Origin of the sequence: Klebsiella sp. RCJ4 (assembly GCF_009025755.1) — a bacterium.
Classification (GTDB): Bacteria; Pseudomonadota; Gammaproteobacteria; order Enterobacterales; family Enterobacteriaceae; genus Klebsiella; species Klebsiella michiganensis.
The window spans coordinates 38683-53153 of the sequence record NZ_WCIN01000027.1 but is presented as its reverse complement, the minus strand read 5'-3'; the positions used below and the strand labels follow the sequence as shown (position 1 = coordinate 53153).

The 14471-nt window shown below is 58.1% G+C and carries 12 protein-coding genes and 1 riboswitch; of the genes, 8 read left to right on the top strand and 4 right to left on the bottom strand.

Going from position 1 to position 14471, the window contains the following annotated elements:
• The first annotated feature begins 209 nt into the window (after positions 1 to 209).
• Positions 210 to 1520: an MFS transporter gene (locus tag F8562_RS08760; protein WP_025106482.1), complete on the top strand. Its 1311-nt coding sequence runs from the start codon at positions 210 to 212 to the stop codon at positions 1518 to 1520.
• A gap of 47 nt (positions 1521 to 1567) precedes the next feature.
• Here the strand turns inward: F8562_RS08760 and F8562_RS08755 are convergent, their stop codons facing one another.
• Together F8562_RS08755 and sgrT are read right to left on the bottom strand one after the other, a co-directional pair.
• A complete protein-coding gene (locus F8562_RS08755) occupies positions 1568 to 2752 on the bottom strand; it encodes a sugar efflux transporter (protein ID WP_009654594.1) in 1185 nt (394 codons plus the stop codon).
• 228 nt (positions 2753 to 2980) lie between these two features.
• The gene (sgrT, locus tag F8562_RS08745; RefSeq protein WP_004098552.1) at positions 2981 to 3133 is read right to left on the bottom strand and encodes a glucose uptake inhibitor SgrT; all 153 of its coding nucleotides are present in this window, start codon (positions 3131 to 3133) and stop codon (positions 2981 to 2983) included.
• 87 nt (positions 3134 to 3220) lie between these two features.
• Between sgrT and sgrR the strand changes: the two genes are divergently transcribed.
• The 4 genes from sgrR to thiQ all read left to right on the top strand — a co-directional run bounded on the left by sgrR (position 3221) and on the right by thiQ (position 8362).
• Positions 3221 to 4876 carry an HTH-type transcriptional regulator SgrR gene (gene sgrR / locus F8562_RS08740; RefSeq protein WP_014227906.1) on the top strand — a complete coding sequence of 552 codons (1656 nt, stop codon included), beginning with the start codon at positions 3221 to 3223 and terminating at the stop codon, positions 4874 to 4876.
• A 37-nt stretch (positions 4877 to 4913) separates the two neighbouring features.
• Positions 4914 to 5076, top strand: a riboswitch (TPP riboswitch).
• A gap of 31 nt (positions 5077 to 5107) precedes the next feature.
• Positions 5108 to 6091, top strand: a complete 984-nt coding sequence (gene thiB, locus F8562_RS08735) for a thiamine ABC transporter substrate binding subunit (protein WP_014837396.1) — start codon at positions 5108 to 5110, stop codon at positions 6089 to 6091.
• Entirely contained in the window at positions 6067 to 7677 is a 1611-nt protein-coding gene (thiP, locus tag F8562_RS08730; protein WP_014837395.1) for a thiamine/thiamine pyrophosphate ABC transporter permease ThiP, read from the top strand. Before thiB ends, thiP begins: the two co-directional genes overlap by 25 nt.
• On the top strand, positions 7661 to 8362 hold the full coding sequence (thiQ, locus tag F8562_RS08725; RefSeq protein ID WP_014837394.1) for a thiamine ABC transporter ATP-binding protein ThiQ: 702 nt from the start codon (positions 7661 to 7663) through the stop codon (positions 8360 to 8362). Before thiP ends, thiQ begins: the two co-directional genes overlap by 17 nt.
• Here the strand turns inward: thiQ and F8562_RS08720 are convergent.
• Both F8562_RS08720 and araC read right to left on the bottom strand, forming a co-directional pair.
• Positions 8349 to 9116 carry a DedA family protein gene (locus F8562_RS08720; RefSeq protein WP_014837393.1) on the bottom strand — a complete coding sequence of 256 codons (768 nt, stop codon included), beginning with the start codon at positions 9114 to 9116 and terminating at the stop codon, positions 8349 to 8351. The genes thiQ and F8562_RS08720 overlap by 14 nt on opposite strands.
• Positions 9117 to 9244: 128 nt before the next feature.
• Entirely contained in the window at positions 9245 to 10090 is an 846-nt protein-coding gene (gene araC / locus F8562_RS08715) for an arabinose operon transcriptional regulator AraC (protein ID WP_004098545.1), read from the bottom strand.
• Positions 10091 to 10427: 337 nt separating this feature from the next.
• Between araC and araB the strand changes: the two genes are divergently transcribed.
• The 3 genes from araB to araD all read left to right on the top strand — a co-directional run bounded on the left by araB (position 10428) and on the right by araD (position 14419).
• The gene (gene araB / locus F8562_RS08710) at positions 10428 to 12137 is read left to right on the top strand and encodes a ribulokinase (protein ID WP_032694433.1); all 1710 of its coding nucleotides are present in this window, start codon (positions 10428 to 10430) and stop codon (positions 12135 to 12137) included.
• A 10-nt stretch (positions 12138 to 12147) separates the two neighbouring features.
• Entirely contained in the window at positions 12148 to 13650 is a 1503-nt protein-coding gene (gene araA / locus F8562_RS08705) for an L-arabinose isomerase (RefSeq protein ID WP_014837391.1), read from the top strand.
• A 73-nt stretch (positions 13651 to 13723) separates the two neighbouring features.
• Positions 13724 to 14419, top strand: coding sequence for an L-ribulose-5-phosphate 4-epimerase (gene araD, locus F8562_RS08700; protein WP_014227900.1), 696 nt, complete (start codon positions 13724 to 13726; stop codon positions 14417 to 14419).
• Positions 14420 to 14471: the final 52 nt, after the last annotated feature.

Below are 14471 nucleotides of genomic sequence, written 5' to 3'. Positions count from 1 at the left end.
AGAATAAAACTCATGCCCCTAATATACCATACAGGCTATCGATGATGAGCCGAAAAGGAGAAATATCGGGGTCATATCAAATATTGTTATGCCATGTCACAGAAGCCGTAACAAAGCGTGACTTATCATCGATAGCGTCAACGTCAAATAGAATATTTTTGCCTGCATAAATTCATGCAAAAATATTTTAAACTTTAAAGGAAATCACTATGAGGACTATCGATGCTCAGGAACGGCCGATTTTGCCGTCGGCCACGCAAAAGCGAACTAAAACGCGAATTGTAATTTTAATGTTACTATCGATAGGGACGATGATAAATTATCTCGATCGGACTATTTTAGGTGTTGTTGCGCCCAAGTTAACGAGCGAAATAGATATTGACCCGGCCATGATGGGGATCGTTTTTTCCGCTTTCGCCTGGACCTACGCTCTGGCGCAAATTCCCGGCGGGATGTTTCTCGATCGCTTCGGCAATAAGCTGACCTACGCGCTTTCTATTTTTTTCTGGTCAACCTTTACCTTACTGCAAAGCTTTTCTGTCGGCCTAAAATCGCTGCTGCTGCTGCGTTTAGGCTTAGGCATCAGCGAAGCCCCCTGTTTCCCGGTTAATAGCCGTGTCGTCAGTAAATGGTTTCCGCAGCATGAACGCGCCCGGGCAACGGCGACTTACACCGTCGGTGAATATATTGGCCTGGCCGCATTCTCTCCGCTCCTTTTTTTAATTCTGGAGCATCATGGCTGGAGAACGCTATTTTTCCTGACCGGTGGGTTGGGTATTGCGTTTACTTTTGTATGGTGGAAGTTTTATCACGAGCCACATGAATCAAAAACGGCAAATAAAGAAGAGCTGGAGTATATCGGCGTAGAAAATACGACATCCGTCAATGAAAATATCCCTTTCAACTGGCATGATGCGAAACGTCTGCTGTGCTGCCGGCAAATCATCGGCGCCAGCCTTGGTCAATTTGCCGGTAACACCACGCTGGTTTTCTTCCTGACATGGTTCCCGACTTATCTGGCTAACGAACGCCACCTCCCCTGGCTTCACGTGGGTTTCTTCGCCTCCTGGCCGTTCCTGGCCGCGGCTATCGGTATCTTTTTCGGCGGTTGGGTATCCGATAAAATAATAAAGAAAACCAACTCAGTAAATATTAGCAGAAAGCTGCCAATTATTTCCGGACTGCTACTGTCGAGCTGCATCATCATTGCTAACTGGGTCGATAGCAACACCGCTGTCATTATTATTATGTCGATTGCATTTTTTGGCCAGGGTATGGTTGGCCTCGGCTGGACGCTTATTTCTGACATTGCCCCTAAGAATATGGGCGGATTGACCGGCGGCATTTTCAACTTCTGTGCTAATATGGCATCAATTATTACCCCATTAATTATTGGGGTTATCATATCCATGACCGGTAATTTTTTCTATGCGCTGATTTATATCGGTTTAACCGCGCTGGTTGGCGTTATCGCGTATGTTTTTATTATCGGCGATATTAAAAGGATCGTGTTGAAATAACCTGTCCAGCCCCTGTCCCGGCATCCTGCCGGGACAGGGGTGGCGATTCAGATATCTTTCACCCTGCTGGTCATAAACAGCGTCACCAGCGAAATTGCGGCAATCGTCCAGTAGACGCTGGCGTGACCATAGCTTTGCGACAGCGCGCCCTGAATCACCCCCGCCAGAATCACCCCGGTGGAAATACTGTTGGTAAACAGCGTCGTCGCGGCGCCCGCCCGTCCGGGCATCAGATCCTGAAACCACAGCATGCCAATCCCGGCAACAATCCCGATAAATACGGCATTAAACAGCTGTAGCACCAGCAGCGCCACGCGGTCGTGGAACAGAATCAGACCGATATAAAACAGCACGCCCGCCGCAACCGCTGTCACCATCATCTTGCGTTTTCCCCAGCGCTTAACGTAGTAGCCCGCCAGGATCATCGCCGGGATCTCCAGCCCGGCAGCGGTGCCCATCAAAATCCCCGCGAGGCTGTCCGGCAGGCCAAGATCGCTGCTGATCCACAGAGGCATATCAATGATATACATGGTATTGCAGGTCCACATCAGCGTGGAGGCGATAAACAGCATCCGCACGTTTTTATCGTGCCATCCTCCGGCCTGCACCAGCACGTCAGCGCCTTCCGAAGGTTGCTCAACGCGGGCGACCGAGGGCAGTTTGACGGCGATCAGCGCCAGGCTTATAACAAAGATCCCGGCGGCAATCGAAAACATGGTGGTGAAGCCATAATTCAGCGCCAGCATAAAAGCCAGCGGTGGACCAATAACCCACGCCAGCGAAAGCTGCGCACGCATTATCGAACTGAACATCACCACTTCGCGCGCCGAGCTATCGGCATATTCCCGCGCCAGGGCAAAAAGCTGCGGCATCGCGGCATTCGCCACCGAGGCCAGCATAACCCCGCAGGTAATCAGCGTCAGATAGTGGCGATTAAAAGCGAACAGCAGCGCGTTTCCCACCGCCATCAGGCAGCAAAACATAATCAGCCGCCGGCGATCGCCCCGGCTGTCGGAGCGTTTAGCCAGCGCCAGGCTGACCAGAATGCCGGCAATGGCGTTAACCGTATAGAACAGTCCTACCCAGAACGGCTGCGCGCCCACTTCGCGGCTGAGGAATAAGCTGAGCGTCGGCGCCTGCAGCGCGCCGGCGATCCCCATCATGAAAGCGACAAGCATAAAAGCGGCGTAAACGCCGTTTAGACGACGCCCCATCGTCATTAACCACAGCATGAAATATCCTTAAGCACGCGAAGAAAACGAAAAAAGCCAGCAGAAGTATTCTGCTGGCGGGTGATTCTATACTCTATGGATTTCGAGTTGCGGGCAGGCGGCCAGAACGTAAGTCCCTGGAAACATAGATAACTATGTGGCCTGGGCGAGCGGGCGCAGCCAACGCACCTGCAGCTTGAAAGACGACGAGTATAACACCAATACTCAGTCACACATGATGTCTGCAAGTCAATGATCCGAGGTCTGCGACGTAACTCCCCACTGCATCAGCTCGCCGAGCATTTTCTGCTGTCTTCCTGCCATCAGGCGGGCCAGCCAGGACGCATCCTGCGTCGCAGAAAAGTAGCGTTGGTAGAACTGTTTCATGGTTGACCCCATCATATTCACCTCCTCGCTTCATCGATGTTGATTATTGACTTAATATAGGAAGTAATAAATTGCTGAGTTTTTATCAGGAGTTCCCCTTTTATGTCTTCCGGTCGTTTACAACAGCAGTTCATCCGCCTGTGGCAGTGCTGCGATGGCAAGTCGCAGGAGACCACGCTGAATGCGCTGGCAGAGATGCTAAGCTGCTCGCGCCGCCATATGCGTACCCTGCTCAACATGATGGAAGCGCGCGGCTGGCTGACCTGGGAGGCGGAGGCCGGGCGCGGCAAGCGCTCCCGCCTCTCTTTTCTCTATACCGGTCTCGCCCTGCAGCAGCAGAGGGCGGAAGATCTGCTGGATCAGGACAGAATCGATCAGCTGGTGCAGCTGGTTGGCGATAAAGCCGCCGTCCGGCAAATGCTGGTTTCCCATTTAGGCCGCAGCTTTCGTCAGGGCCGGCATATCCTGCGCGTGCTCTACTATCGGCCGATGAAAAATCTGCTGCCCGGCAGCGCGCTGCGCCGCTCGGAAACGCATATTGCCCGGCAGATTTTTAGCGCCCTGACGCGGGTAAATGAGGAAAATGGGGAACTGGAGGCCGATATTGCTCACCATTGGCAGCAGATCGCCCCCACCCACTGGCGCTTTTTTCTGCGTCCGGGGATTCATTTTCATCATGGACGAGAGCTGGAGATGGAAGATGTCATTACCTCTCTGCAGCGCAGCAACGCCCTGCCGCTGTTCTCTCATATTGAGCGCATCGACTCTCCCACCGCATGGACCCTCGACATTCATCTCCGCCAGCCCGACCGCTGGCTGCCGTGGTTATTAAGCCAGGTCCCGGCCATGATCCTCCCGCATGAGTGGCGAACGATGGAGAATTTCTCCAGTATCCCCGTGGGGACCGGGCCCTACTCGGTTGTGCGTAATAACCAGAATCAGCTCAAAATTCACGCCTTCGATGACTATTTCGGCTACCGGGCGCTGATCGATGAAGTGAACGTCTGGGTCCTGCCGGAAATCAGCGAAGAACCCAACGGCGGGTTGACGTTACAGGGCACCACGCAAAGCGAAAAAGCGGTGGAAAGCCGCCTGGAAGAGGGGTGTTATTACCTGCTGTTCGACGCCCGCAGCCCGCTGGGCGGTAACAGCGCGGTACGCCAGTGGCTAAGCTATGTGTTCCAGCCCGCTAACCTGCTCTATCACGCGGGCGAGCACTATCAGGGCAACTGGTTCCCGGCGTATGGCCTGCTGCCCCGCTGGCATCATGCGCGCAGCCACGCCTGCGAGAAGCCTGCCGGCCTTGAGACGGTCAGGCTGACCTACTACCAGGATCACGTCGAGCATCGCGTGATGGGCGGGATCATGGCAACGCTGCTGGCCGAGCATCAGGTTAAGCTGGAGATCCAGGAGCTGGAGTATCAGGAGTGGCACCGCGGGGAGGTGGTCAGCGACGTATGGCTCAACAGCGCCAACTTTACGCTGCCGATCGATTTCTCCCTGTTTGCCTGGCTGTATGAAGTTCCGCTGATTCGCAACTGTATCCCCATCGACTGGGAACAGGACGCCGCTCGCTGGCGCGCGGGCGAGCTGAACCCGGCCACCTGGAGTCAGCAGCTGTTGGCCAATCAAACCGTGGTGCCGCTGATCCACCACTGGCTGATGATCCAGGGGCAGCGCAGCATGCGCGGCGTACGCATGAACACGCTCGGCTGGTTTGACTTTAAGTCCGCGTGGTTCGCGCCGCCGGAGCCGTAATGCTTTCCGTTGGCAAACAAAATCATTACACTAACTGCCGTTCTCAACGGGGTGCTAATAAACATACGCAATCTCATTCAAGTTGCCTCAACGCGCGGTTAGCGCAGAAGCAACCCGAAGATAAAGCGTATGGGCTGAGAAAATACCCGTCGAACCTGATCCGGATAACGCCGGCGAAGGGATTTGAGGCCCTCTCAAAATCCTTTGCCACCCCTTTTTCTGAGGTGCAAAGTGTTGAAAAAATTACTCCCCCTGCTGGCGCTGGTCGCCGCGCCCGTTTTTGCCAAACCGCTGCTCACCGTTTATACCTACGACTCGTTCTCCGCCGACTGGGGCCCGGGCCCGGCGGTTAAAAAAGCCTTTGAAGCCGACTGCGGCTGCGAGCTGAAGTTCGTGGCGCTGGAAGATGGCGTCTCGCTGCTCAACCGCCTGCGAATGGAAGGCAAAAACAGCAAAGCCGACGTGGTGCTGGGGCTGGATAACAACCTGCTGGAAGCCGCTTCGCAAAGCAAGCTGTTCGCCAAAAGCGGCGTCCCGGCCGGCGCGGTCAGCGTGCCCGGCGGCTGGGACAACGACACCTTCGTGCCGTTCGATTACGGCTACTTCGCCTTTGTTTACGATAAAAACAAGCTGAAAAATCCGCCGAAAAGCCTGAAAGAGCTGGTTGAGGGCGAGCAAAAATGGCGGGTGATTTATGAAGATCCGCGCACCAGTACGCCGGGCCTGGGCCTGCTGCTGTGGATGCAAAAAGTCTACGGCGATAAAGCGCCGGAAGCCTGGCAGAAGCTGGCGGCGAAAACCGTTACCGTTACCAAGGGCTGGAGCGAAGCCTACGGCCTGTTCCTGAAAGGCGAAAGCGATCTGGTGCTGAGCTACACCACCTCCCCGGCTTACCACATTATCGAAGAGAAAAAAGATAACTACGCCGCGGCAAATTTCGCTGAAGGCCACTACCTGCAGGTTGAGGTAGCCGCCCGCACCGCGGCCAGCAAACAGCCGGAGCTGGCGGAAAAGTTCCTTAAATTTATGGTATCGCCGGGCTTCCAGAACGCGATCCCCACCGGCAACTGGATGTATCCGGTGACGACGGTTGCGCTTCCGGCAGGCTTTGACGCGCTGATGAAACCGCAAACGACCCTCGAATTCACACCGCAACAGGTGGCCGCCGAACGTCAGAACTGGATTAGCGCATGGCAACGCGCCGTCAGCCGCTAGCTTTCGGCTGGCTCCTGCCGGGACTCACGGCGGCCATCGTGCTGGTCGTCGTGGCGCTGGCCGCCTTTCTGGCGCTATGGTTCAGCGCTCCGGAGACCTCCTGGAACGCGCTTATCCGCGACAGCTATCTCTGGCACGTGGTGCGTTTCTCCTTCTGGCAGGCCTTCCTTTCCGCGCTTTTTTCGGTGCTACCGGCGATATTCCTCGCCCGCGCCCTGTACCGGCGTCGCTTCCCAGGGCGCACGCTGCTGCTGCGCCTTTGCGCGATGACCTTAATTCTGCCGGTACTGGTGGCGGTCTTCGGCATTCTTAGCGTCTACGGTCGTCAGGGCTGGCTGGCCCAGCTATGCCACGTTTTTGGCTGGCAGTGGGAATTCTCGCCCTACGGGCTACAGGGGATCCTGCTGGCGCACGTATTCTTTAATATGCCGATGGCCACGCGCCTGCTGCTGCAGACGCTGGAAAATATCCCCGGCGAACAGCGGCAAATCGCCGCCCAGCTCGGCATGCGCGGCTACGTCTTCTTCCGGCTGGTCGAGTGGCCGTGGCTGCGCCGGCAAATTCCACCGGTCGCGGCGCTGATCTTTATGCTCTGTTTCGCCAGCTTTGCGACCGTGCTGTCGCTGGGCGGCGGCCCGCGGGCGACCACCATCGAACTGGCGATTTACCAGGCCCTTAATTTCGACTACGACCCGGCGCGCGCGGCGATGCTGGCGCTTATCCAGATGGTCTGCTGCCTCGGGCTGGTGCTGCTTAGCCAGCGCCTGAGTAAAGCCCTCGCCATCGGGGCCAGCCATATTCGCGGCTGGCGCGATCCCGACGACCGGCTGTACAGCCGGCTGTGCGACGCGGCGCTGATTGGCGCGGCGCTTTTACTGCTGCTGCCGCCGCTGCTGGCGGTGATAGGCGACGGGCTGAACAGCAATCTGCTGAGCGTGTTGCATCAGCCGGCGCTGTGGCAGGCGCTGTGGACGTCGCTGCGTATCGCGCTTGCCGCCGGGCTCTTAAGCGTCATCCTTACCATGATGCTGCTCTGGAGCAGCCGCGAGCTTCGCGCCCGCCGTCACCCTCTGGCCGGTCAGGCGCTTGAGCTGAGCGGGATGCTGATCCTCGCCATGCCGGGCATCGTGCTGGCCACCGGTTTCTTCCTGTTGCTCAATAACAGCGTGGGCCTGCCCGAGTCCGCCGACGGTATCGTGATTTTCACCAATGCGCTGATGGCAATCCCCTATGCGCTCAAGGTACTGGAAAATCCGATGCGCGATATCGCCGCCCGCTACGGCACCCTCTGCCAGTCGCTGGGGATGCACGGCTTCACCCGCCTTCGGGTGGTTGAGCTTCGCGCTTTAAAGCGGCCGCTGGCCCAGGCGCTGGCCTTCGCCTGCGTGCTATCGATTGGCGATTTCGGCGTCGTGGCGCTGTTTGGCAACGAAGATTTCCGTACGCTGCCGTTTTATCTGTATCAGCAAATTGGTTCTTACCGTAGCCAGGACGGCGCCGTGACCGCCCTTCTGCTTCTGCTGCTGTGCTTTTTACTCTTTAGCGTGATTGAAAAACTTCCGGGACGCGATGCTAAAACTGAATGATGTGACCTGGCTTTACCAGCATCTGCCGATGCGTTTTACGCTTTCCGTCGAACGCGGTGAGCGCATCGCGGTTCTTGGCCCGAGCGGGGCCGGAAAAAGCACGCTGCTGAATCTGATTGCCGGTTTTTTAACGCCCGCCAGCGGCAGTATCGCGCTCGACGGCCAGCCCCATACCCACACGCCGCCCGCGCGTCGTCCGGTATCGATGCTGTTTCAGGAAAATAATCTGTTCAACCATCTCACCATCCGCCAGAACATTGCGCTGGGAATGCACCCGGGGCTCAAGCTGAACGCGGATCAATCCGCCCATCTGCAGGCGATTGCCGGGCAGATGGGGATTGACGCGATGTTAGAGCGGCTGCCGGGCGAGCTTTCCGGCGGCCAGCGCCAGCGTGCGGCGCTGGCGCGCTGTCTGGTGCGCCAGCAGCCGGTACTGCTGCTGGATGAGCCCTTCTCGGCGCTCGATCCCGCGCTGAGGCTGGAGATGCTGACGCTGGTTGCCGACGTCTGCCGGCAGCGGCAGCTGACGCTGCTGATGGTCTCGCACAGCGTGGAAGATGCGGCGCGCATCGCGCCGCGGTCGGTGGTCGTGGCTGAGGGACGCATTGCCTGGGATGGCGCGACCGCCGCGCTGCTCAGCGGCAACAGCAGCGCCTCGGCGCTGCTGGGAATTAGCGCAAAATAACCTTATGCAGGATGTCGAGATAGACCGGCATCAGCGGATGACGGAAGGCAAACACCAGCGCCGCGCCGGCGGCGCACACCATGAGCGGAGCGAGCCACAGCAGGCGCGAACGCGGCAGAAAACGGGTGAGACGATCGCCAGCGCTTTTGGCGCTGCGCCACAGCCGCCAGCATAGCCACGCCGCCAGCCACGCCAGCAGTGCCGCCCCCAGCAGCAGCCACTTAAAGCTGGCGCTATTCTCATCGGCCGGGATATCAATGGCCGCCCCGGCAAGGATTCCCGGTAAGAAGTAGAGCGGCGGCCACAGCAGGCAGCCGATGATATTCGGCGGGATGAGCTTCGCGACCGGCAGATCGAGCATTCCGGCGACCATCGGCACCAGCGGGCGCGTTGGCCCGACAAAGCGGCCAATCAGAATCGTAAACATGCTGTGCTGATGCAGCGCATGTTCGGTTTTATCCAGCAGCGCTTTGTTTTTCTTCAAAAAAGACCAGCGATGCAGCGGCTTTTTAAACCGCCAGCCAAGCCAGAATGAAATCCAGTCGCCGAGCAAACAGCCGATAATCCCCGCCAGCCACGCCTGCCAGAAGTTAACCTCGCCGCTGCCGATCAGCGCCCCCAATCCGGCCATCATCACCGTTCCCGGTAAGATAAGCCCCACCAGCGCCAGCGACTCGAGGAAGGCGACCAGCAGAACGGCTATCAGAGAATAGACCGTGGATTGAGTAATAAAGTGTTCCAGCAATGCTTGCATAATGTACCCGGTTTAAAAACGAAGCACGGATTCTCCGGAGCCGTTCATACTTCGTCAAGCCATCATTTGTTTGTATAGTTTACTGGCTGTGTTAAAAATCCGGGCCATCATTTCACTTTCTTTACTTTTTATTCACACCCTGCGCGAAACTCGCTCGGGCTGGCGCCGGTGCATTTCTTAAACACGCGCGAAAAGTAGAGCTGGTCCTCAAAACCGACGTTACGGCCAACGGTCGCGATCGGCATCCGCGTCGTGCTCAGCAGCAGCTTAGCCTGGCTAATGCGCTGATCCTCCCGCCACCCCAGTACGCTGATCCCCAGCTGCTGGCGGAACAGATGCGACAGGCGCGACGGCGACAGGCACACGTGCTGGGCGACGCTGGCAATATCGAAATGGCTGTCCGCCAGATGATCGCTGATGTACTGGCAGGCATCGCGCACCCGGTTATCCAGCGGCGGATGCAGCGATTCGTTGATAGCTTCCATGCGCCTGAGCAGCAGCTGCTCCATAAGATTGATCGCCAGCAGCTCGGAGTAACGCCCGGCGCCCTGCCCGGCCTCCACAATCTGCCCGAACAGTTCGCCAAAGCGCGCCTGCCACTGCTCATCCGGGCGGAAAAAGCCGGTCTGGGCAAAAATCGTTGGCCAGTTAAGCCATTCATGCCAGTAGGCGCGCGGCCGGAAATAGACCCACTGGTGATACCACTCGCGGGCATCGGGATGGCGGCCATAATGGTGAATCTCTCCCGGCGGGAACAGCAGCATATCGCCAGGCCGGCAGATAAACTGCTCCCCGTGGTTATTGATCACCCCTTCGCCGCGAATCGTCAGATTAAGGATATAGCCCTTCATGCCCAGCGGACGGTCAATAAAGAAATCAAGATAGCCATCGGCTTCAATTGGCGTCAGGCCCGTCACCAGATGGGCGTTAAAAGAGTAACCCGGCAACAAAGGATCGTTTTGCGTTTCGGCCATAAACTCTGCTCTCCAGGAGACATTAAGGACACCAATTGTCCATACCTTGTATTTTATCCTCTGGCTGGTCGCTCATGCTGCGACGCGGGTTAGAAAATGAATTAAAACCCGCCTCTTCTCGATAAAAACTGAGCACGGCGCACAGTTCAGGCGCTTTCAGCGCATAACTGAAGTGTCTATAAAGACGGCAGGAAAGTCCACATTGAATATTTGCACGACGTCACACTTTGCGACGTCACAGCAATATAGTCCATAAGATTAGCGAATACGGCCTGACGGTTTTCAGCCCAGATATCTACTGTTTCACCATGAATGATTTTTAGCATGGAGTAACAGTATGGCAATTGCGATTGGCCTCGATTTTGGCAGTGATTCAGTACGCGCCCTGGCGGTAGAGTGCGCGACCGGCGAAGAGCTCGCCGCAGGCGTCGAGTGGTATCCGCGCTGGCAGGAGGGGCTATTTTGCGATGGTCCGAACAACCAGTTCCGCCATCATCCACGCGACTATATCGAATCAATGGAAGCCGCGCTGAAAAGCGTCCTCACATCCCTTAGCGCCGAACAGCGCGCTGCCGTGGTGGGTATCGGCGTTGACAGCACCGGCTCCACCCCCGCGCCCATCGACGCCGACGGCAACGTGCTGGCGCTGCGCGACGAGTTCGCCAGCAACCCCAACGCCATGTTCGTGCTGTGGAAGGACCATACCGCGGTGGAGGAGGCGGAGGAGATTACCCGCCTGTGTCACCTGCCGGGCAAAGAGGATTACTCCCGCTATATCGGCGGTATCTACTCCAGCGAATGGTTCTGGGCCAAGATCCTCCACGTGACCCGCCAGGACAGCGCCGTCGCCGAGGCCGCCGCGTCGTGGATTGAGCTGTGCGACTGGGTGCCGGCCCTGCTTTCCGGGACCACCCGCCCGCAGGATATTCGTCGCGGCCGCTGCAGCGCCGGGCACAAATCCCTTTGGCATGAAAGCTGGGGCGGACTGCCGCCTGCCGGTTTCTTCGATGAACTCGACCCGATAATCAACCAGAGCCTGGCCTACCCGATGTTCAGCGATACCTGGACTGCGGATATCCCGGTCGGCACGCTCACCGCCGAATGGGCCGCGCGCCTGGGCCTGCCGCAAACCGTCGCCATCTCCGGCGGCGCATTCGACTGCCATATGGGCGCCGTCGGCGCCGGTGCGCAGCCAAACGCGCTGGTCAAAGTTATCGGCACCTCCACCTGCGACATTCTGATCGCCGATAAACAGAGCGTTGGCGAGCGCACGGTGCAAGGGATTTGCGGCCAGGTCGACGGCAGCGTCGTGCCTGACTTTATCGGTATGGAAGCGGGGCAATCCGCTTTTGGCGACATCTACGCCTGGTTTGGCCGCATTCTCGGCTGGCCGCTGGAGCAGCTGGCGCAGGCCCACCCGGAACTCAAAGAGCAGATCAAAGCCAGCCAGAAACAGCTGCTGCCCGCGCTGACCGACGCATGGGCAAAAAATCCGTCTCTTGACCACCTGCCGGTGGTGCTGGACTGGTTTAACGGCCGCCGTACGCCGAATGCCAACCAGCGTCTGAAAGGGGTCATTACCGATCTGAACCTCGCCACCGACGCCCCGGCGCTGTTCGGCGGACTGATTGCCGCCACCGCTTTTGGCGCCCGCGCCATTATGGAGTGCTTCACCGAACAGGGGATCCCGGTCAATAACGTGATGGCGCTCGGCGGCATCGCGCGCAAAAACCCGGTGATCATGCAGGCCTGCTGCGATGTGCTGAATCGCCCGCTGCAAATCGTCGCGTCCGATCAGTGCTGCGCCCTGGGCGCGGCTATCTTCGCCGCCGTTGCCGCCGGCGTATACCGCGATATCCCTGCCGCGCAGGAAAACATGGCCAGCCAGGTGGAAAGTACCCTGCAGCCTCGTCCGGCGCAGGCGCAACGCTTCGAACAACTCTATCAGCGCTACCAGCAGTGGTCGCTCAGCGCGGAACAACGTTATCTCCCTTCGACTGCAAAAGCGGAATCCGCGCCGCAATCTCAGGCAGCCCTCACCCATTAAGGACATGAAAATGACGATTTTTAATAACTATGAAGTGTGGTTCGTTATCGGTAGCCAGCATCTGTACGGCCCTGAAGCGCTACGTCAGGTGACAAAGCACGCAGAACATGTGGTGAACAGCCTGAATGCGGAAGCCAAACTGCCGTGCAAACTGGTGCTTAAGCCGCTGGGTACCACGCCGGATGAGATCACCCATATCTGCCGCGACGCAAACTACGATGATAAGTGCGCCGGGATGGTGGTGTGGCTGCATACCTTCTCGCCGGCGAAAATGTGGATCAATGGCCTCACGATCCTGAATAAACCGCTGATGCAGTTCCATACCCAGTTCAACGCGGCCCTGCCGTGGGACAGCATCGATATGGACTTTATGAACCTGAACCAGACCGCCCACGGCGGCCGCGAATTTGGCTTCATCGGCGCCCGCATGCGTCAGCAGCACAGCGTGGTGACCGGCCACTGGCAGGATAAAGAAGCCCATCAGCGCATCGGCGCGTGGATGCGCCAGGCGGTCTCTAAACAGGATACCCGCCACCTGAAAGTGTGCCGTTTCGGCGATAACATGCGCGAAGTGGCGGTCACCGACGGGGATAAAGTCGCCGCGCAGATTAAGTTTGGCTTCTCGGTTAACACCTGGGCGGTGGGCGATCTGGTGCAGGTCGTCAATGCGGTCACCGACGGTGAAATCAGCGCCCTGGTGGATGAGTATGAAAGCAGCTATCGTCTGACCCCCGCGGTGCAAATCCACGGCGATAAGCGGCAGAACCTTCTCGATGCCGCGCGCATTGAGCTGGGGATGAAGCGCTTCCTGGAACAGGGCGGCTTCCACGCGTTCACCACCACCTTTGAAGATTTACACGGCCTGAAACAGCTTCCGGGTCTCGCCGTGCAGCGTCTGATGCAGCAGGGCTACGGCTTTGCGGGCGAGGGCGACTGGAAAACCGCCGCTCTGCTTCGCATCATGAAGGTGATGGCAACTGGTCTGCAGGGCGGCACCTCCTTTATGGAGGATTACACCTACCACTTCGAGAAAGGCAACGATCTGGCGCTGGGCTCGCATATGCTGGAAGTCTGCCCGACCATCGCCACCGCTGAAAAACCGATTCTCGACGTGCAGCCGCTGGGCATCGGCGGGAAAGCCGATCCGGCGCGCATCATCTTTAACACCCAGACCGGCCCGGCGATCGTCGCCAGCCTGATCGATCTCGGCGATCGCTATCGTCTGCTGGTGAACACCATTGAAACGGTGAAAACGCCGCACGAACTGCCGAAGCTGCCGGTGGCCAACGCCTTGTGGAAAGCGCATCCGGATCTGCGCACCGCGTCCGAAGCCTGGATCATCGCCGGCGGCGCGCACCACACCGTCTTCAGCCATGCGCTCACCCTCGACGATATGCGCCAGTTTGCCGAGCTGCAGGATATCGAGCTGACCGTGATTGATAACGAAACCCGTCTGCCCTCCTTCAAGGACGCGCTGCGCTGGAACGAAGTGTATTACGGTTCAAAACGCTAAGAGGCCGTCCCCTCATCCTCTCCCTGAGGGTGCGGGTGAGGGGAACTGACTCGCCAGCAATTCGGAGCACAGTATGTTAGAAGATCTTAAACGCCAGGTTCTCGAAGCCAACCTGGCCCTGCCAAAGCACAATCTGGTTACCCTCACCTGGGGCAACGTCAGCGCCGTCGACCGTGAACGGGGCGTGCTGGTGATTAAACCCTCCGGCGTCGACTACAGCGTCATGACCGCCGAGGATATGGTGGTGGTCAGCCTGGAGACCGGCGACGTGGTGGAAGGCAAGAAAAAGCCCTCTTCGGATACGCCAACCCACCGTCTGCTGTATCAGGCATTCCCGACGCTGGGCGGCATTGTTCATACCCATTCGCGTCACGCCACCATCTGGGCACAGGCCGGACAGTCGATTCCCGCTACCGGCACCACCCACGCCGACTATTTCTACGGCGCGGTCCCCTGTACCCGTTTGATGACCGACGATGAGATCAACGGTGAGTACGAGTGGCAAACCGGCGAAGTGATCGTTGAAACCTTCCGTGAGAAAGGCATCGATCCGGCGCAAATGCCCGGCGTGCTGGTGCACTCGCACGGCCCGTTTGCCTGGGGGAAAAACGCCGAAGACGCGGTGCATAACGCTATCGTGCTGGAAGAGATCGCCTATATGGGCATCTTCTGCCGCCAGCTGGCGCCGCAGCTGCCGGAGATGCAGCAAACGCTGCTGGATAAACACTATCTGCGCAAGCACGGCGCGAAAGCCTATTACGGGCAGTAAGGCCGCAGCATTCCCGGCTCGCGCTGCGCTTAGCGGGGCTACAGGCTGGTAG